This window comes from Variovorax sp. P2_H12 (genome assembly GCF_056403395.1).
Genome location: NZ_JBFUFO010000022.1, coordinates 216508 through 234141, shown reverse-complemented (window position 1 = coordinate 234141; position 17634 = coordinate 216508). Strand labels below are relative to the sequence as shown.

Here is a 17634-nt window from a genome sequence, read left to right as displayed (position 1 = left end):
TGCACGCACTGGGTAGATAAGCCTTGTCGCCTTGTCAGTGCAAGGTCTTGATGTTAACGTCCCCTTACACATTTGGGCCGAGCTGCCCCCCTACCAGCATGACACGACAACCGTTGCCTGCGGCCCGCCTTTCGGCCCTTCCTCCGAGTACGACGAACGCCGGTCGTGGCCAGCTCACCCTCCTCAGCGCTGCGGTCGGCTTGGCATTGGGCGCGTTCGCGGTCGACGCCGGCGCGTTGACGCTGGGACGGTTGAATGTTCAGTCGGCGCTGGGCGAACCGCTGCGCGCAGAAATCGAAGTCACCGAGATCACGCCGGCCGAAGCCGGTGGACTGAAGGTCAACATCGCCTCCTCCGAGGCCTTCCGCGCCGCCGGGGTTCCCTACAACGCGGCACTGTCGGATGTCCGGGCCGGCGTCCAGAAGCGTCCCGATGGCCGCTACGTCGTTCGCCTCACCAGCAATCGGCTGCTCAGCGAGCCTTTCGTCGACCTGTTGCTCGAAGCCAACTGGAACACTGGGCGCATCGTGCGCGACTACACGGTCCTGCTCGACCCGCCGGCCAGCCGCCAGGCTGCCGCCCCGGTGGCTCCGATCGCTGCGCAGATCAGCGCGCCGCCACCGCAGCGCGTCGCCCCGACCGTCGTCCAGGCGGCGCCTCCGAGCCGCCGCGAGCGCGCCGTCGCTGCGGCGCCTGCAGCGCCGCCCGCCCCGGCGGAAAGCGGCACGGTGCGCACCGGCGCCGGCGAACACGTGAAAGTCCAGGCCGGCGATACCGCCGGCAAGATCGCGGCCGCCTACAAGCCGGCCGAGGTCTCGCTCGACCAGATGCTCGTGGCCCTGCTGCGCGCCAACCCCAACGCCTTCATCGGCGGCAACGTGAACCGGATCAAGGCCGGCGCAGTGCTGGAGATGCCCGGTACGCCCCAGGCCGAAGCCATCCCGCCAGGCGAGGCGCGCCGCACCGTGACCGCGCAGAGCCAGGATTTCGGCGAGTACCGGCGTCGCCTCGCCGACAACGCGCCGACATCGCGGGTCGCCGATGCCGACCGCCAGGCCTCGGGCAAGCTGCAGGCCAATGTCGAGGACCGCAACGCGGCCAATGTCTCCAGCGACAAGCTCAAGATCTCCCAGGGCATCGCCCCGGGCCGGCCGACCGAAGAGCAGATTGCACAGGCGCGCCAGGCGCAGGCCAGCAACGCCCGGGTCGCCGAGCTGTCGAAGAACATCTCCGAGCTGAACAAGATCCAGGCCGCCAGCGGCACGACGCCAGCGGCAGCCAGTCCGGCGTCGGCCGCTGCCTCGGCCGCAGCCGCCAGCCCCGCACCTGCCGCTGCGCCAGTTGCAGCGGCAGTTGCAGCGCCAGTTGCTGCAGCAGCAGCTTCGGCCGCAGCAGGCACGCCCGCCGCCGCGACGCCGCCGGCCGTGGTTGCGCCCGCGGCGGCTGCGTCCGCTCCATCGGTTGCAGCCGCCACCGACGCGAGCAGCCCCAAGCCGGCCGATACCGCAGCGGCCGCGCCCGCTGCCACCCCTCCCGTGGCTGCGCCCAAGCCGGTCGCCAAGGCGCCCCCCCCGCCACCGCCCGAGCAACCCAGCTTCTTCGCCGAACTGCTCGACAACCCGCTGATGGCCGGTGCGGCGGCGCTGATCGCGCTGCTGATCGGCTTGCTGCTCTACCGCGTGCTCGGCCGCAAGCGCCGTGATGCCGGCGACAGCGTGTTCATCGAAAGCCGGATCCCCAAGGACTCCTTCTTCGGCGCCAGCGGCGGCGAGTCGGTGGACACCAAGAATCGGGGCAATTCGGTGGTGTCGTCGCTGTCCTATTCGACCAGCCAGATGGACGCGGGCGACGTCGATCCGGTGGCCGAAGCCGACGTCTACCTGGCCTACGGCCGCGACCTGCAGGCCGAGGAAATTCTGCGCGAGGCCTTGCGGGTCAACCCGGAACGCACCGCGATTCACCTCAAACTGCTCGAGATCCACGCCAAGCGCCGCGACCTGCGCGCCTACGAGGCCCTCGCCGCCGACGTCCACAAGCTGACCGGCGGCACCGGCGGCGACTGGAACCGCGTGGTGGAACTCGGCAAGGACCTCGATCCGGGCAATCCGCTCTACGAGACCGGCAGCCGTGGCGGTGTGTCCGCCGCCGAGGCGGCCGCCTTCGCCGGTACGCTCGCAGCCGCCAGCGCGCCCGTGCCGCTGGCGCCGGTGCCTGCTCCGGTGGTCGAAGCCCCGCCGCCGGCCTTCATGCCTTCGGTGGCACCGCTGGACTTCGACCTCGAGCTGAGCCACCCACCGAAAGAAACGCCTCAGACCACGATCACTGCCACGTTGCCGCCGATCCCGACGCCGAAGGCCTTCAAGCCGGCCGACAGCGCGCTGCCGAGCACCGTCGCCGCACCGCTCAACGGCAGCCACACGGCCAAGCCGGTCGCGCGCCTCGATCTCGAGAATGACTTCGACACCGCGCCCGGCGCCCTCGAGACGCTCACCCGCGCGCGGTCGCAACCGGACGAGGAGCGCACCCAGCCCGCGCCCCTGAGCGCCGGCCTGTCGGCGGACTCCGGCTTCATCGAATTCGACATGAGCTCCCTGGCCGGCCTTTCGGGCCGCAATCCACCCGACACCGAGCGCGGCCGCCTCGAGCCGATCGACGACAGCGGCGAGAACCCTCACGCGATCAAGCTCTCCCTGGCGCGCGAACTCAAGGCACTGGGCGACGTCGAAGGCGCCCGCTCGCTGGTCGAGGAAGTGGCCGCCGAGAGCGCCGGCGACGTCAAGGCCGAAGCCAAGCAACTGCTCGGCCAGTTGCGCTGAGCGGCCTTGCGGCCGCCGCCGATTCCCCTGTGAGGCTGGCTCTCGGCATCCGCTACAACGGACAGGCGTACGAAGGCTGGCAGAGCCAGCTTTCGGGCCGAACCGTCCAGGACAAGCTGGAGGCGGCGCTGGCCCAGTTCGCCGCGCAGCCGATTTCCACGCTCTGCGCGGGGCGCACCGACACCGGCGTCCACGGCCTGATGCAAGTGGTGCATTTCGATACGTCGGTCGAACGCACGCCCTTCTCCTGGGTCCGCGGCACCAATCGCTTCCTGCCCCCCGACATCGCGGTGCAATGGGCACAGCCCGTGCCCGACTCCTTCCACTGCCGCGCCAGCGCCCTGACCCGCCGCTACCTGTACGTGCTGTCGCAGTCGCCGGTGCGCCCGAGCCTGGACGCCGGACGCGTCGGCTGGTCCATGCACGCACTCGACGGGGATGCGATGCGGGCCGCGGCCGCGGTACTGGTAGGCCGGCACGATTTCAGTTCCTTCCGGGCCTCGGCCTGCCAGGCCCGCTCGCCTGTCAAGGACCTGCGCCGCATCGAGATCACGCGCCACGGCGAAGACGAGCGCTGCCGCTGGCATTTCGAATTCGAGGCCGACGCCTTCCTGCACCACATGATCCGCAACCTCATGGGCTGCCTGGTACGGATCGGCCGCGGCGACTCGCCGCCCGAATGGATGGCCGAGGTGCTGGCCGCGCGCAGCCGCGTGGTTGCGGCGCCCACCTTCTCGCCCAGCGGGCTCTATTTTCTCGGGCCGTTGTACGACGCCGGCTGGGGCCTGCCGGCCGAGGCGACGCTGCAGGCCGGCGGCACTGCGTATGATGGTCCGCCATGACCGCCCAAGCTTCCCCGGCCCGCACCCGCATCAAGATCTGCGGACTGACGCGTGAAGCCGACGTGGACGCCGCGGTCGAGGCCGGTGCGGACGCGGTCGGCTTCGTGCTCTTTGCCGCCAGCCCGCGGGCGGTGAGCGTCGAGCGGGCGGCCGTGCTGGCCGCGCGGCTGCCGCCGTTCGTGACGCCGGTGCTGTTGTTCGTCAACGAATCGGAGGCGGCGACCCTGGACGCGCTGTCGCGGGTGGCCGGCGCCATGGCCCAGTTCCACGGCGACGAATCGCCGGAGCAATGCTGGCAGGCCAGCGGTCGCGGCGCCCACCGGTTCATGCGCGCGGCCCGCATTCCGCTCGGCGCCGCCGGGGCTTCCTTCGACCTCGTAAAATACGCGTCCGATTACTCCCGCGCCCAGGCCATCCTGCTCGACGCCCATGTCGAAGCCTATGGCGGTGGCGGCAAGGCATTCGATTGGTCACTTCTTCCACCCGTCGTCGACGCTCACCTCGTCTTGAGTGGTGGGCTCGCACCTGCAAACGTGGGCGATGGCATTCGTCAGCTGCGGACGGCAGCCAAGTCGCTGTCCGTTGACGTGAGTTCGGGCGTCGAAGCCGCAAAGGGCCTCAAGGACGCCGCGAAGATTCACGCATTCGTGGCCGCCGTGCGTGCGGCCGATGCCTTCTCCCCAGTTCCCTAGCTCGCCGCGCCGCCTCGATCTCTCCGGGTGCCGGCCAGCCCAACGATCGAGACCATGGACACCTACCAGCAACCCGACGCCAGCGGCCACTTCGGCATCTACGGCGGCACTTTCGCCAGCGAGACGCTGACCCACGCGATCAGCGAACTGCGCGACGCCTACGCCCGGTACAAGGACGACCCGGAATTCCTGGCCGAATTCCACTACGAACTGGCCCATTTCGTGGGCCGGCCCTCGCCGATCTACCATGCGGCGCGCACCAGCCGCGAGATGGGCGGGGCCCAGATCTACCTCAAGCGCGAGGACCTGAACCACACCGGCGCCCACAAGGTGAACAACACCATCGGCCAGGCCATGCTCGCCAAGCGCATGGGCAAGCCGCGGGTGATCGCCGAGACCGGCGCCGGCCAGCATGGCGTCGCCACCGCCACCATCTGCGCCCGCTACGGGCTCGAATGCGTGGTCTACATGGGCAGCCAGGACGTGCAGCGCCAGAGCCCCAACGTGTACCGCATGAACCTGCTGGGCGCGACCGTGGTGCCGGTCGAGTCGGGCAGCAAGACACTGAAGGATGCGCTCAACGAGGCCATGCGCGACTGGGTCACGAACGTCGAGAACACCTTCTACATCATCGGCACGGTGGCCGGCCCGCATCCCTACCCGACCATGGTGCGCGACTTCCAGAGCGTGATCGGCACCGAGTGCATCGAGCAGATGCCGGCCATGCTGGCCGCGCAGGGCATCACGGGCGAAGCCGGGGGCCGGCAGCCCGACGTCGTGGTCGCCTGCGTGGGCGGCGGCAGCAACGCGATGGGGATCTTCCATCCGTACATACCGTTCGAGCGCACGCGCCTGATCGGCGTCGAAGCCGCAGGCGAAGGCCTGGACAGCGGCAAGCATTCGGCCTCGATCCTGCGCGGCAGCCCCGGCGTGCTGCACGGCAACCGCACCTACCTGCTGCAGAACGATGACGGCCAGGTGACCGAGACCCACAGCATCAGCGCCGGCCTGGACTACCCCGGCGTCGGCCCCGAGCACGCCTACCTGGCCGACATCGGCCGCGCCGAGTACGTGGGCATCACCGATGCCGAAGCGCTGGAGGCCTTCCACTACCTGTGCCGGACCGAAGGCATCATCCCGGCGCTGGAGTCGAGCCATGCCTTCGCCTATGCCATGAAGCTCGCCAGGACGATGCGCCCGGACCAGTCGATCCTGGTCAACCTCTCGGGCCGCGGCGACAAGGACATCGGCACCGTGGCCGACCTCTCGGGCGTCGATTTCTACGACCGGCCGTCGATGCGCGGCCTGAGCGTGAAGGGAGGCAAGTGATGAGCCGAATTGCTGCCGCTTTCGAAGCCCTGCAAAAGGACGGCCGCCGGGCCCTGGTCCCTTACGTCACCGCCGGTTTCCCGTTCGCCGACATCACGCCCGCGCTGATGCACGGCATGGTCGAGGCCGGCGCCGACGTGATCGAGCTCGGCGTGCCCTTCTCCGACCCGATGGCCGACGGCCCCGTGATCCAGCGCGCCGGCGAGGCCGCGCTGGCGCTGGGCGTGGGCATGAAGCAGGTGCTCGCCATGGTGGCCGACTTCCGGCGCCAGGACGACCGTACGCCGGTGGTGCTGATGGGCTATGCCAACCCGGTGGAGCGCTACGACGGCGTGCACGGCAAGGGCGCCTTCATCCGCGACGCGGCCGCGGCCGGCGTCGACGGTCTGCTGGTGGTGGACTACCCGCCCGAGGAATGCGAGGAATTCGCCGCGGCCCTGAAGGCGAAGAACATCGACCTGATCTTCCTGCTGGCCCCGACCAGCACCGACGCGCGCATGGCCCAGGTCGGACGGATCGCCACCGGCTACGTCTACTACGTCTCGCTCAAGGGCGTGACCGGCGCCGGCCACCTCGATACCGAGGCGGTCGGGCGCATGATCCCGCGCATCCGCAAGCATGTGAGCGTGCCGGTCGGCGTCGGCTTCGGCATCCGCGACGCCCGCACCGCGCAGGCGGTCGGCGCCGCTGCCGACGCGGTCGTGATTGGCACCCGCATCATCCAGTTGATCGAGGGCCAGCCTCGGGACACCGTGGTGCCGCTGGTGCGCGAATTCCTGGCCGAGATCCGCCAGGCGCTCGACGCCCTGCCCCGGTCCGCGACTGGCGGATAATCCACGCCAACGAAGGAGCACCATGAGCTGGCTTGAAAAACTGCTTCCCCCCAAGATCACGCCGACCGACCCGAGCGAACGGCGCCAGATGCCCGAAGGCCTCTGGATCAAGTGCCCGAGCTGCGACACCGTGCTCTACAAGACCGACCTCGAGCACAACCAGAACGTCTGCCCGAGCTGCGGCCATCATCACCGCATCGGCGCCCGGGCGCGGCTCGACGCTTTCCTCGACCCCGAAGGCCGCTACGAGGTGGGCCAGGAGGTGTTGCCGGTCGATGCCCTGAAGTTCAAGGACAGCCGCAAGTACCCCGAACGTCTTAAGGAAGCGCTGGAGAACACCGGCGAAACCGACGCCCTGGTCGTGATCGGCGGCTCGGTGCACAGCATCAACGTGGTGGTCGCCTGCTTCGAGTTCGACTTCATGGGCGGCAGCATGGGCAGCGTGGTCGGCGAGCGCTTCGTGCGCGGCGTCGAGACCGCGATCGAGCAGAAGGTGCCTTTCATCTGCTTCACCGCCACCGGCGGCGCGCGGATGCAGGAAGGCCTGTTGTCGCTGATGCAGATGGCCAAGACCAACGCCTCGCTGACGCGCCTCGCGAAGAAGGGCCTGCCCTACATCAGCGTGCTGACCGATCCGACCATGGGCGGTGTGAGCGCCGGCTTCGCCTTCGTCGGCGACGTGGTGATCGCCGAGCCCAAGGCGCTGATCGGCTTCGCCGGCCCGCGCGTGATCGAATCGACCGTGCGCGTGACCCTGCCGGAGGGCTTCCAGCGCGCGGAGTTCCTGCAGACCAAGGGCGCGATCGACTTCATCTGCGACCGGCGCGAACTGCGCAAGACCGTGGCCAACACCCTGGCCATGCTGCTGCGACAACCCGCCGACGCGGTGGTTTAGTAGCTCGCCCCCAGGTTGCCCCGCACTTCGTGTCGGGGCGCCCACCCCCTACCGGGGGCAACACCAGCGGCCCGGCGAAGCCGGTTCCGCGGTGTTTCACCAACGGCCTGGCTGCGCCGGCCAGGTGCAGCATCAGCCCAGCGTGAAGGCGGCTTGCATCAGGTTGCCGAGCACGATCGCCACCACCTGCAAGAGCACGATCGCGGCCAGCACCGACAGGTCGACGCCGCCGATCGGCGGAATGAGGCGGCGCAGTGGCCGCACCAGCGGTTCGGCCAGCCGCGCGATCAGGTCGTGCAGCATCGAGGAGGCATTCGGCACCCAGGACAGCACCGCGTGGACGATCAGCAGCGCGGTGAGCCCCGACACGGCGAGTTGCAGCAGTCCGACCAGCGACACGAGCGGCAGCACCGCCCAGCGCCCGACGCCGCCCATCAACAGCCACAGGAGCAGGAACTTGGCCAGCACCAGCAGCCAGGCGGCCACCAGGCTCGCGAGGTCCCAGCGCTTGACCGAGGGCACGATGCGGCGCAGCGGCAGGACGATCCAGTCGCTGACCGCGAACACGAAGCGCCCCAGCGGATTGCCGAAAGGCACGCGGTGGAATTGCATGTAGAGACGCAGCAGGCAAGCGCCGCCCAGGAGGCCGACGATCACGTCGAGCAGGAACGAGGGGATCTGATAGAACATGGCGCGTGGTCGTGAACGGAATGCGATGATAGCCACGCAAAGGTTCATCGATGACGACACGCCCCCTTCTGCGCTCCCTCCCGTTGTTCCCGCTCGGCACCGTGCTCTTCCCGGGCGGCCTGCTGCCCCTGCGCATCTTCGAGGTCCGCTACCTCGACATGATCGGCCGCTGCCACCGGAACGGATCGCCCTTCGGCGTGGTGAGCCTGACGCAGGGCAGCGAGGTCCGCCGCGCCGGCGCCGAAGCCGAGCGCTTCGCCGCCGTCGGCACGCTGGCGGTGATCCGCGAATTCGATGCGCCCCAGGCCGGACTGCTGCAGATCGAGTGCATCGGCACGCAGCGCTTCAGCGTCCGCTCCAGCGAGCTGCAGAGCTACGGTCTCTGGACCGCCGAGGTCGAGGCCCTGGCCGACGACCTGGCACTGACGATCCCCGACGATCTGCAGCAGACGGCCGAAGCGCTGCGCCGGCTCGTGCAGGCGCTCGAAGAACGTCAACGCATGACCGGCGATGCCGGCGTCCGCTTGCCGATCGCGCAGCCCTATCGCTTCGAGGACTGCGGCTGGGTCGCCAACCGCTGGTGCGAACTGTTGCCCATGCAGACCGAACTCAGGCAGCGACTGATGGCGCTCGACAGCCCGCTGATGCGCCTCGAACTGGTCAGCGATCTGCTCGCACGGGCCGGCATCGCGACCTGACCGCTACCAATTCGATAGCATCGAAGGCAGTCCAGGCGCGTGTCGGGCGATGGTCCTGCAGGAGCCGAGGGCGGTTAAAATGGCGGGTTGCGTGCTTTCGCACGCCCTCCTTCCCCCCGCTCCCCCAGTGCCCATGTCCGACCACCCGACTCCTTCCGTTCCCGTGCCCGCCGCGGCCGCCGCCACCGACGACAACCAGCTGATCGCCGAACGGCGCGAGAAGCTCAAGGCCCTGCGCGCGGCGCAGGCCGACGGCAAGGGGGTCGCGTTCCCGAACGACTTCAAGCCCGCCGACCGCGCGGCCGCCCTGCTCGCCGCCCATGGCGAGACCGCGGCCGAAGTGCTGGACGCCACGCCGGTCCCGGTCAGCGTGGCCGGCCGCATGATGCTCAAGCGGGTGATGGGCAAGGCCAGCTTCGCGACCCTGCAGGACGCCACCGGCCGAATCCAGCTCTATGTGACGCGCGACGGGGTCGGCGAAGAGGCGTATGCCGAGTTCAAGCACTGGGACCTGGGCGACATCGTCGGTGCCGAAGGCACGGCCTTCAAGACCAAGACCGGCGAACTGTCGGTCAAGGTGAGCAAGCTGCGCCTGTTGACCAAGAGCCTGCGCCCCCTGCCCGACAAGTTCCACGGCATGGCCGACCAGGAGCAGAAGTACCGCCAGCGCTACGTCGACCTGATCACCGACGCCGCGGCGCGCGATCGCTTCACGGCACGCAGCCGCGCGGTGAGCGCGCTGCGCGAATTCATGGTGGCCAACGACTTCCTCGAGGTCGAGACGCCGATGCTGCATCCGATCCCGGGCGGCGCCAATGCCAAGCCGTTCAAGACGCATCACAACGCGCTCGACCAGGAGATGTTCCTGCGCATCGCGCCCGAGCTCTATCTCAAGCGGCTGATCGTCGGCGGCTTCGAACGTGTGTTCGAGATCAACCGCAGCTACCGCAACGAAGGCATCTCGGTCCGGCACAACCCCGAGTTCACGATGATGGAGTTCTACGCGGCCTACTGGAACTACCGCGACCTGATGGACTTCACCGAGACGCTGATCCGCACCATCGCCGACAAGGCGGTGGGCAGCCAGCAGCTGAGCTACCAGGGCAAGGCCGTCGACCTCGCCCAGCCCTTCGAGCGGCTCACGATCCGCGAGGCGATCGTCAAGCACACGGAAGCCGGCGCCAGCGTCGACGACGCCGCCTGGCTCGTCAACGCGCTGCGCAAGATCGGCCTCAGCGAGGAGAAGGACAAGCTGTCGCAACGCAGCCTGGCGAGCCTGCAGGTCATGTATTTCGAGGAAACGGTGGAAGAGAAGCTCTGGCAGCCGACTTTCATCATGGAGCACCCGACCGAGATCTCGCCGCTGGCGCGCGCCAACGACGAGCGTCCCGAAGTGACCGAGCGCTTCGAGCTCTACATCACGGGCCGCGAGTTCGGCAACGGCTTCAGCGAGCTCAACGATGCCGAGGACCAGGCCGCGCGCTTCAACGCGCAGGTCGCGGCCAAGGACAGCGGCGACGACGAAGCCATGTTCTACGACCACGACTTCGTGCGCGCGCTCGAATACGGCATGCCGCCCACCGGCGGCTGCGGCATCGGCATCGACCGCCTGATGATGCTGCTGACCGACTCGCCGAGCATCCGCGACGTGATCCTGTTCCCGGCCCTGCGTCGCGAATCTTGAGCAAGCGCGCACCTGCGATCGGGATCGACTTCGGAACGTCGAATTCCGCAGCCGCCTTCGTGGCGGAAGACGGCCTTGCACGCCCGCTGCTGCTGGAGGGTTCGGCCGTCGCGATCCCGACCGCGATCTTCTTCAACTCCGAGGACCGCAGCACGCATTTCGGCCGCGAGGCGATGGCGCTCTACCTGGCGGGCACCGAGGGCCGGCTGATGCGCTCGCTCAAGAGCATCCTGGGCAGCGCGCTGATGCAGGAGCCGACCGAGATCGACAACCAGCTGGTCAGCTTCGAGGACATCATCACGCTGTTCCTGTCGGAACTCGGCACCCGCGCACGCGCCCAGCTCGGCGCCCAACCCGGCCGGGTCGTGGTCGGCCGGCCGATCCGCTTCGACGACGAAGACGACAAGCGCGATGCCCTGGCCGAAGCCACCCTGCGCCGCGCCGCGGAGAACGCCGGGCTCGGCGAGGTCACGTTCCAGTACGAGCCGATCGCGGCCGCCTTCGACTTCGAGCGCCGCGTGACGCGTGAATCGCTGGTGCTGATCGTCGACATCGGCGGCGGCACCTCCGACTTCACGGTCGTGCGGCTCGGCCCCGAACGCATACAGGACCCCGACCGCTCCGGCGACGTGCTGGCCACGACCGGCGTCCACATCGGCGGCACCGACTACGACCAGCGCCTGAGCCTGGCCTGCGCGATGCCGCACCTGGGCTTCCGCCACCACGGCCCCCAGGGCCGCGAAGTGCCGAGCCGGCCCTTCTTCGACCTCTCGACCTGGCACCTGATCAACTGGCTGCAGACGCCGAAGTCGATCCGCCAGGTGCAGGAGCTGCGCAGCAGCTACCTCGACACGCGGCTGCACGATCGCCTCATCCGCGTGCTCGTCAACCGCGAGGGCCACCGGGTGGCCAGCGAGGTCGAGGCGGCGAAGATCCGCAGTTCGATGACCCACGACGAGGTGGCGATCGACCTCTCCTGCGCCGAACCGGGCCTGGCGGCCGCGCTGACGGCCGGCGACATGGAACGGCACCTGGCCGCACTGCTCGACAGCGTGGTGGCCTGCGCCGGCGATTGCGTCCGGCGCGCCGGCCTCGAGGCCGGCGACCTCGACGCCATCTACCTGACGGGCGGTTCGTCGGCGCTGCGCCCATTCCAGAGCGCACTGCGCCGCGCCTTCCCGGGCATCGATCTCATCGAAGGCGACCTTTTCGGCGGCGTGGCCGCCGGTCTGGCCTATTCCGCTGCCACCGCCGCGGGCGCGCGGACGCCGCAGCCCGCATGAAGTACCTCGCCGCGTACCCCGCGGCGCTGCGCGCGCAGGTCGAACAGATGGTCGCCGAGGGCCGGCTTGGCGACTGGCTGCTGAAGCGCTACGGCGCCATGCACGAGATTCGGACCGACCGCGCGCTGTACGACTACGTGATCGACCTCAAGAGCGAGTTCCTGCGCAACGCCGAGCCGCTGTCCAAGGTGGCCTTCGACAACAAGCTGCACGTGATCCGGAACGCGCTCGGCACCCACACGACCGTTTCGCGCGTGCAGGGCGGCAAGCTGAAGGCCAAGCGCGAGATCCGCGTGGCGAGCCTGTTCAAGGAAGTGCCGATCGAGTGGCTGCGCATGATCGTCGTGCACGAACTGGCGCACATGAAGGAGCGCGAGCACGACAAGGCTTTCTACAAGCTGTGCGCCCACATGGAGCCGGACTACCACCAGTTCGAGTTCGACCTGCGTCTGTACCTGACGCATCTGGACGGCGGCGGCGGCCGGCTGTGGACGCCGTCGGCCTGAACACTACGCGCGCGGCAGCATGCCCAGCGCTTGCCGGTAGGCGAATGACGCACTGAGCGCCGTCCAGTCGAGCGGCACCCCGCGCGGCAGCAGGCTGCGCCGGCGCGTTTCGCTGGCCGCATCCGGCTTCCAGCGCCCGCTGCGCCGCGCTTCGGCGAAGCCATCGAGCAGCTCGTCGAGCGCGGCACCTTCGCCGATGCTCTGGTTGCACAGCAGCGCGAGATCGCAGCCCGCATCCAGCGCGGCGAGCGCTGCATCGGTGTAGCTCAACAACCGGCCGTCGATACGGCGCGCGGCCTCCATGCTGAGGTCGTCGCTGAACACTGCACCGTCGAAACCGAGCTTGCCGCGCAGGATCTGCCGCAGCCATTTCGACGAGAAGCCGGCCGGACGGGCATCGACCTTCGGGTAGATCACGTGCGCCGGCATCACGGCGGCGAGCGTGCCCGTGAGCCAGTCGTAGGGCCGCGCGTCGTCAGCCAGGATGGCCTTGAGGCTGCGCCGGTCCATGGGAATCGCCACATGCGAATCGGCCTTGACGAAGCCGTGTCCCGGGAAATGCTTGCCGCAGTTGGCCATGCCGGCCTGCAGCAGGCCGTGCATCACGCTGCGCGCCAGCAGCGCGACCACGCGCGGGTCGCGGTGAAAGCTGCGGTCGCCGATCACGCTGCTTTCGCCGTAGTCCAGGTCGAGCACCGGGGCGAAACTGAAGTCGACGCCGCAGGCGCGCAGCTCGCTGGCCAGCACCTGGCCACAGGCGACCGCCGCCTGGGTCGCGCGCAGGGCATCGGTCATCCACCACTCGCCCAGTGCGCGCATGGACGGCAGCCGCGTGAAGCCGTCGGTCCTGAAGCGCTGTACGCGGCCGCCTTCGTGGTCCACGCAGATCAGGATGTCGGGCCTGAGCGCCTTGATCTCGGCGTTCAGCGCCGTCATCTGCGCCCGATCCTGCCAGTTGCGCGTGAAATGGATCACGCCGCCCACCAGCGGATCGGCCAGCCGGCGGCGATCGGCGGCATTCAGGTCGGCCCCCGCGACATCGATGATCAACGGGGCGTGCAAGGTCTTGTCAGTCATTCGTTGCGTTCGACCACGACGAAGCTCGCCGCATAGTCGGTTTCGTCGGTCACGGTCACATGGGCGCGCAGGCCCTGGGCCTCGAACCATTCCTTCAGCCCGCCGTGCAGGACGATCACGGGCTTGCCGCTCTTTTCGTTCGCGATCTCGCACAGCCGCCAGCTCATCGGCATCCGCATGCCCGTGCCGATCGCCTTGCTGAAGGCCTCCTTGGCCGAGAAGCGGGTGGCCAGGTAGCGCAGGCCGCGCTTGGGCCAGCGCGCGCTGCGGGCCTGCCAGATCGCGAACTCGGCATCGCTCAACACCTTTTGCGCAAAGCGCTCGCCCTGGCGCTCGAAGGTGGCGGCGACGCGACGGATGTCGCAGATATCGGTGCCGATGCCGTAGATCACCGGGCTTCTTCGATGCGGCGCAGGTATTCGCGCGTGGCTGCGGAATAGCCGAGCTCCAGGGCATCGGAAACGAAGGCATGGCCGATCGACACCTCGCGCACGCCCGGCACCGCCCTCAGGAAATCGCTCAGGTTGTCGCGGCTCAGGTCGTGCCCGGCATTGACTTCGAGCCCGGCCGCCTGCGCGGCGCGCGCCGCTTCCGCGTAGAGCTGCAACACGGGGCCCGCCTTGGAGGTGTCGCGCGAAGCTGCATAGCCCTCGGTGTAGAGCTCCACGCGGTCGGCGCCGACCGCCTTGACGGCCGCCATCATCTCCGGCGCCGGGTCCATGAAGAGGCTCACGCGCACGCCCAGCGCCCGGGCCTCGGCGATCAGCGGCCTCAAGCGTTCGGCGTCCTCGGGAAAGCTCCAGCCGTGGTCGCTGGTGGATTGGGTCTCGCTGTCGGGCACGAAGGTGGCCTGGTGCGGACGCAGTTCGCGCACGAACTCCATCAGGTTGTGGAAGGGGTTGCCCTCGATGTTGAACTCGGCCTCCGGCCAGTCCCTGTGCAGCAGCCCCGACAGGTCACGCACGTCCTGCGGCCGGATGTGGCGCTCGTCGGGACGCGGGTGCACCGTGATGCCGTGCGCACCAGCGTCCAGGCACATTGCGGCGGCGAACAGCACGCTGGGGATGCCGAGCTGGCGCGTGTTGCGCACCAGCGCGACCTTGTTGAGATTGACCGACAGGGCTGTAGTCATAGTGCTAGTAGTGCTCATAGAAACCCTCCGCGCAGCAGCGCTTCGGTATTCGCCTTGGGAACGGCCCGGCGGCTCATGGAAACCCTCCGCGCAGCAGCGCTTCGGTATTCGCCTTGGGAACGGCCCGGCGGCTCATAAGGCTTGCAAGTCCCGCATCATCTGCCGCGTACGCAGCGTTGCAACGCCGCAATGGTAGTTGAGCAGCACCCGCGATTGGGTGCGCAATGCGCCGTCGCGGCCGGCGCACACGCGCAGGGTCGCCGCAAAGGGCGCGCGATCATCGAGGGCGGCCTGCAGCGCGAGCCAGTCGGCGCCCGCCAGCGCGGCTTCGTCGGCGGCGGCCTGCCGCAGCCCGGCCTCGGGCACCAGCGCATAGCGGCCGGCCGGCTCCAGCGGCGCCTGGGTCAGGGTCTCGACATCGAGCGAGGGCAGCAGCCCGACCTCGCGCAGCAGCAGCAGCTCGAAGGCCCGCAGCGCCGCCGACTGTGTCGCTGCCTGCGCCCCCGCATGGTGGCCCGCCAGCACCTGCACCACGGCGGCGTAGGCGTCGAACACCGCCTCGTGCGGATCGTCGCGGGCCAGCAGGCGCAGCAGCAGTTCGTTGACGTAGTAGCCCGAGAGCAGCGCCTCGCCGGTCGGCATCACGTGCCCGCCCATCCATTCGGCGCCCTTGAGCGTCCGGATCTCGGCTTCTCCGCTGAAGTTCAGTTGCAGCGGCTGCAGCGGCAGCAGCACCGGGCGGAAGTTGGAACTGGGCCGCTTGGCGCCCTTCGCCACCAGCGCGATGCGCCCATGGTGGCGCGTGAACACCTCGAGGATCAGGCTCGACTCGCTCCAGTCGTAGCGGTGGAGCACATAAGCCGGCTCATGGGTGACCCGACGAACGGCCATTCAACGGGCCGCCCTGCTCTTGCAAGGCTCGCAGCGCCGGCGACCGGCGCGACCGAAGCCAGGAATCCCGCGGAACCGGCTTTGCCGGGCCGCTGGGATTGCCCCCCGGCAGGGGCTGAGGGCCGCGGCTCCAAGCCTGCCTGCGCAGGCTTGGACGTGCCCGAAGAGCAGCCGCCTCTGGCGGCCGCCTGGTGTCTGAGCTACACGAAGTGAGCGAGGCTGGGGGGCGAGCTTACTCATATCCGAAGGAGCGGACCCTGGCCTCGTCGTCGGCCCAGCCTGAGCGCACCTTGACCCACAGCTCGATGAACACCTTGGCGTCCATGAGCTTTTCGAGCTCCTGCCGGGTCTCGGTTCCGATGCGCTTGATGCGCTCGCCCTTGTCGCCGATGACCATCGCCTTGTGGCCGTCGCGCTCGACCACGATCGTGGCGGCGATGCGCAGCAGCCGCTTCTGGCCCTTCTTCTGGGGCGGCTCCTCCTCGAACTTGTCGATCACGACGGTCGAGGTGTAGGGCAGTTCGTCGCCGGTCAGACGGAAGAGTTTCTCGCGCACCAGTTCGCCGGCCAGGAATTTCTCGCTCCGGTCGGTGAGTTCGTCCTCGGCGTAGAACCAGTCCTGTTCGGGCAGGTACTTCTCGCAGATGCCGAACAGGCGCTCGACATCCTTCGCATTCTTGGCCGACATCGGCACGAACTCGGCGAATTCGTGCTTCTGCTGCATGATCTGCAGCCAGGGGGCGATGTCCCCGCGGCGGTGCACGTTGTCGAGCTTGTTGGCCAGCAGCACGGTCGGGATGCCCTTGCCGAGCAGCTTGAGCACGCGCTCGTCGGCCGGCGTGAAACTGCCGGCCTCGACCACGAACAGGATCAGGTCGACATCGCCCACCGCGCCCTGCACGGTCTTGTTGAGCGACTTGTTCAGCGCATTGGCATGCAGGGTCTGGAATCCCGGCGTGTCGACGAAGACGAACTGGGTCGCGCCCAGCGTGCGCATGCCGGTGATGCGGTGCCGCGTGGTCTGCGCCTTGCGCGAGGTGATGCTGATCTTCTGCCCGACCAGGGCATTGAGCAGCGTCGACTTGCCCACGTTGGGCTTGCCGACGATGGCCACCAGGCCACAGCGCCGGGGGCCTCCCTCCCCGTCATCGGACGGGGGGAGGATGGATTCGTTCGCTTCGTTCATGGGGTTGCCTTCGCGCCGCGCGCCTTGAGCCGGATCAACATGGCCGCCGCGGCGGCCTGCTCACCGGCGCGGCGCGAGCCGCCGATGCCGCGTTCGCGCAGGCCCAGGTCGGGCACCTCGCACTCGACATCGAAAGTTTGCTTGTGTGCCGCTCCCAGCGTTCCGACGACGCGGTAGGCGGGCAGCTTCATTTTGTGACCCTGCAGCCATTCCTGCAATTCGGTCTTCGGGTCCTTGGAGGCCGCGTCCATGCGCGGGCTGATCGCGACCGCTTCGTAGAGCCGGTGCACCAGCGCCTGGGCCGCGCCATAGCCGGCATCGAGGTAGACCGCGCCGATCACCGCCTCCAGCGCATCGGCCAGGATCGAGGGCCGATTCTGGCCGCCCGAGCGCGCCTCGCCCTCGCCCAGGCGCAGCAAGGGCGACAGCGCCAGCTTGAGCGCCAGCTGATGCAGGGTGTCCTGCTTGACGAGGTTGGCCCGCACCCGCGACAGGTCGCCTTCGGGCAGCGTCGCCAGACGCACATAGAGGAGGTGCGAGACCGCCAGGTTCAGCACCGAATCGCCGAGAAACTCCAGCCGCTCGTTGTGGTCGGCTGAAAAACTGCGATGCGTCAGCGCGAGCTGCAGCAGCCGCGCATCCGCGAATGTGTGCTGGAGGCGCCCCTGCAGCGCAACGAGGCCGCCGTCGGTCACAGGGAGAACGTCAACGGGACTGGCCCTGGTACTTGAGCACGAGGTAGGCGGGGCCGAACAGGTGGATCTCGCGGTCGTAGGCGAAAGACACGACCACCTTGTCGCCGTCCTTCTTGACATCCAGGTCCTTGCCGCTGACCGACTTGAAGTCGTCGATGGCCTGGGCGCGGTCGAAGATGGCCCGCACTTCGGGCACCGTCGTGCCTTCCTTGGCCTTGTTGGCTGCCTTGGTGATCGCCTGATACTCGATCAGGGTCGGGATCACCTGCGCCAGAACCACGCCGGCACAGGCCAGCACGATGGCGACGAACAGCAGCCCGATGAAAGAGATTCCGCGCTGTTGATGTCTTGTCTGCCTTGCTCTCATGCCCTCTTCCCCTCGATG

Annotated in this window: 18 protein-coding genes; 10 read left to right on the top strand and 8 right to left on the bottom strand. The window is 68.7% G+C overall.

Features of this window, described 5'->3' with window-relative positions; genetic code table 11:
- The first annotated feature begins 200 nt into the window (after positions 1-200).
- The 6 genes from AC1DYK_RS17815 to accD are packed head-to-tail and all read left to right on the top strand — an operon-like array spanning position 201 to position 7407.
- Positions 201-2816, top strand: coding sequence for a FimV/HubP family polar landmark protein (locus AC1DYK_RS17815; protein WP_478167516.1), 2616 nt, complete (start codon positions 201-203; stop codon positions 2814-2816).
- Positions 2817-2845: 29 nt separating this feature from the next.
- On the top strand, positions 2846-3658 hold the full coding sequence (gene truA, locus AC1DYK_RS17810) for a tRNA pseudouridine(38-40) synthase TruA (RefSeq protein ID WP_478167515.1): 813 nt from the start codon (positions 2846-2848) through the stop codon (positions 3656-3658).
- A complete protein-coding gene (locus tag AC1DYK_RS17805; protein ID WP_478167514.1) occupies positions 3655-4350 on the top strand; it encodes a phosphoribosylanthranilate isomerase in 696 nt (231 codons plus the stop codon). Before truA ends, AC1DYK_RS17805 begins: the two co-directional genes overlap by 4 nt.
- 54 nt (positions 4351-4404) lie before the next feature.
- Positions 4405-5679 (top strand): tryptophan synthase subunit beta, encoded by a 1275-nt coding sequence (gene trpB / locus AC1DYK_RS17800; RefSeq protein ID WP_478167513.1) that lies wholly within the window; start codon positions 4405-4407, stop codon positions 5677-5679.
- Positions 5679-6512 (top strand): tryptophan synthase subunit alpha, encoded by an 834-nt coding sequence (gene trpA / locus AC1DYK_RS17795; RefSeq protein ID WP_478167512.1) that lies wholly within the window; start codon positions 5679-5681, stop codon positions 6510-6512. Before trpB ends, trpA begins: the two co-directional genes overlap by 1 nt.
- A 22-nt stretch (positions 6513-6534) precedes the next feature.
- Positions 6535-7407: an acetyl-CoA carboxylase, carboxyltransferase subunit beta gene (gene accD / locus AC1DYK_RS17790; protein WP_478157304.1), complete on the top strand. Its 873-nt coding sequence runs from the start codon at positions 6535-6537 to the stop codon at positions 7405-7407.
- Between the two features lie 132 nt (positions 7408-7539).
- Here the strand turns inward: accD and AC1DYK_RS17785 are convergent, their stop codons facing one another.
- Complete coding sequence (locus AC1DYK_RS17785; protein ID WP_478167511.1) at positions 7540-8097, bottom strand: YggT family protein; 558 nt, start codon at positions 8095-8097, stop codon at positions 7540-7542.
- A 50-nt stretch (positions 8098-8147) separates the two neighbouring features.
- Here AC1DYK_RS17785 and AC1DYK_RS17780 point away from each other — a divergent pair, with 50 nt between their 5' ends.
- The 4 genes from AC1DYK_RS17780 (at position 8148) to AC1DYK_RS17765 (ending at position 12268) form a co-directional block, all read left to right on the top strand.
- Positions 8148-8795, top strand: a complete 648-nt coding sequence (locus tag AC1DYK_RS17780; protein WP_478167510.1) for an LON peptidase substrate-binding domain-containing protein — start codon at positions 8148-8150, stop codon at positions 8793-8795.
- A gap of 133 nt (positions 8796-8928) precedes the next feature.
- Positions 8929-10479 (top strand): lysine--tRNA ligase, encoded by a 1551-nt coding sequence (lysS, locus tag AC1DYK_RS17775; RefSeq protein WP_478167509.1) that lies wholly within the window; start codon positions 8929-8931, stop codon positions 10477-10479.
- Positions 10473-11762: an Hsp70 family protein gene (locus tag AC1DYK_RS17770; protein WP_478167534.1), complete on the top strand. Its 1290-nt coding sequence runs from the start codon at positions 10473-10475 to the stop codon at positions 11760-11762. Before lysS ends, AC1DYK_RS17770 begins: the two co-directional genes overlap by 7 nt.
- A complete protein-coding gene (locus tag AC1DYK_RS17765) occupies positions 11759-12268 on the top strand; it encodes a YgjP-like metallopeptidase domain-containing protein (protein ID WP_478167508.1) in 510 nt (169 codons plus the stop codon). Before AC1DYK_RS17770 ends, AC1DYK_RS17765 begins: the two co-directional genes overlap by 4 nt.
- A gap of 3 nt (positions 12269-12271) precedes the next feature.
- Here AC1DYK_RS17765 and nagZ read toward each other — a convergent pair whose 3' ends face one another.
- From nagZ to AC1DYK_RS17730, 7 genes are all read right to left on the bottom strand, one after another.
- On the bottom strand, positions 12272-13345 hold the full coding sequence (gene nagZ / locus AC1DYK_RS17760) for a beta-N-acetylhexosaminidase (RefSeq protein WP_478167507.1): 1074 nt from the start codon (positions 13343-13345) through the stop codon (positions 12272-12274).
- A complete protein-coding gene (gene acpS, locus AC1DYK_RS17755; RefSeq protein ID WP_478092108.1) occupies positions 13342-13737 on the bottom strand; it encodes a holo-ACP synthase in 396 nt (131 codons plus the stop codon). The genes nagZ and acpS overlap by 4 nt, the downstream gene beginning before the upstream one ends.
- Positions 13734-14477: a pyridoxine 5'-phosphate synthase gene (locus AC1DYK_RS17750; RefSeq protein ID WP_478167506.1), complete on the bottom strand. Its 744-nt coding sequence runs from the start codon at positions 14475-14477 to the stop codon at positions 13734-13736. Before AC1DYK_RS17750 ends, acpS begins: the two co-directional genes overlap by 4 nt.
- 132 nt (positions 14478-14609) lie before the next feature.
- Positions 14610-15368, bottom strand: a complete 759-nt coding sequence (recO, locus tag AC1DYK_RS17745) for a DNA repair protein RecO (RefSeq protein ID WP_478167505.1) — start codon at positions 15366-15368, stop codon at positions 14610-14612.
- A 232-nt stretch (positions 15369-15600) separates the two neighbouring features.
- On the bottom strand, positions 15601-16554 hold the full coding sequence (era, locus tag AC1DYK_RS17740) for a GTPase Era (protein ID WP_478167504.1): 954 nt from the start codon (positions 16552-16554) through the stop codon (positions 15601-15603).
- On the bottom strand, positions 16551-17249 hold the full coding sequence (gene rnc / locus AC1DYK_RS17735; protein WP_478167503.1) for a ribonuclease III: 699 nt from the start codon (positions 17247-17249) through the stop codon (positions 16551-16553). Before rnc ends, era begins: the two co-directional genes overlap by 4 nt.
- A gap of 10 nt (positions 17250-17259) precedes the next feature.
- On the bottom strand, positions 17260-17616 hold the full coding sequence (locus AC1DYK_RS17730) for a DUF4845 domain-containing protein (RefSeq protein WP_478157308.1): 357 nt from the start codon (positions 17614-17616) through the stop codon (positions 17260-17262).
- Positions 17617-17634: the final 18 nt, after the last annotated feature.

Coding starts and splice junctions, on each gene's coding strand:
- AC1DYK_RS17805 (WP_478167514.1), top strand. CDS start 3,655: ATGACCGCCCAAGCTTCCCCGGCCCGCACCCGCATCAAGATCTGCGGA.
- trpB (WP_478167513.1), top strand. CDS start 4,405: ATGGACACCTACCAGCAACCCGACGCCAGCGGCCACTTCGGCATCTAC.
- trpA (WP_478167512.1), top strand. CDS start 5,679: ATGAGCCGAATTGCTGCCGCTTTCGAAGCCCTGCAAAAGGACGGCCGC.
- accD (WP_478157304.1), top strand. CDS start 6,535: ATGAGCTGGCTTGAAAAACTGCTTCCCCCCAAGATCACGCCGACCGAC.
- AC1DYK_RS17785 (WP_478167511.1), bottom strand. CDS start 8,097: ATGTTCTATCAGATCCCCTCGTTCCTGCTCGACGTGATCGTCGGCCTC.
- AC1DYK_RS17780 (WP_478167510.1), top strand. CDS start 8,148: ATGACGACACGCCCCCTTCTGCGCTCCCTCCCGTTGTTCCCGCTCGGC.
- lysS (WP_478167509.1), top strand. CDS start 8,929: ATGTCCGACCACCCGACTCCTTCCGTTCCCGTGCCCGCCGCGGCCGCC.
- AC1DYK_RS17765 (WP_478167508.1), top strand. CDS start 11,759: ATGAAGTACCTCGCCGCGTACCCCGCGGCGCTGCGCGCGCAGGTCGAA.
- nagZ (WP_478167507.1), bottom strand. CDS start 13,345: ATGACTGACAAGACCTTGCACGCCCCGTTGATCATCGATGTCGCGGGG.
- AC1DYK_RS17750 (WP_478167506.1), bottom strand. CDS start 14,477: ATGACTACAGCCCTGTCGGTCAATCTCAACAAGGTCGCGCTGGTGCGC.
- recO (WP_478167505.1), bottom strand. CDS start 15,368: ATGGCCGTTCGTCGGGTCACCCATGAGCCGGCTTATGTGCTCCACCGC.
- era (WP_478167504.1), bottom strand. CDS start 16,554: ATGAACGAAGCGAACGAATCCATCCTCCCCCCGTCCGATGACGGGGAG.
- AC1DYK_RS17730 (WP_478157308.1), bottom strand. CDS start 17,616: ATGAGAGCAAGGCAGACAAGACATCAACAGCGCGGAATCTCTTTCATC.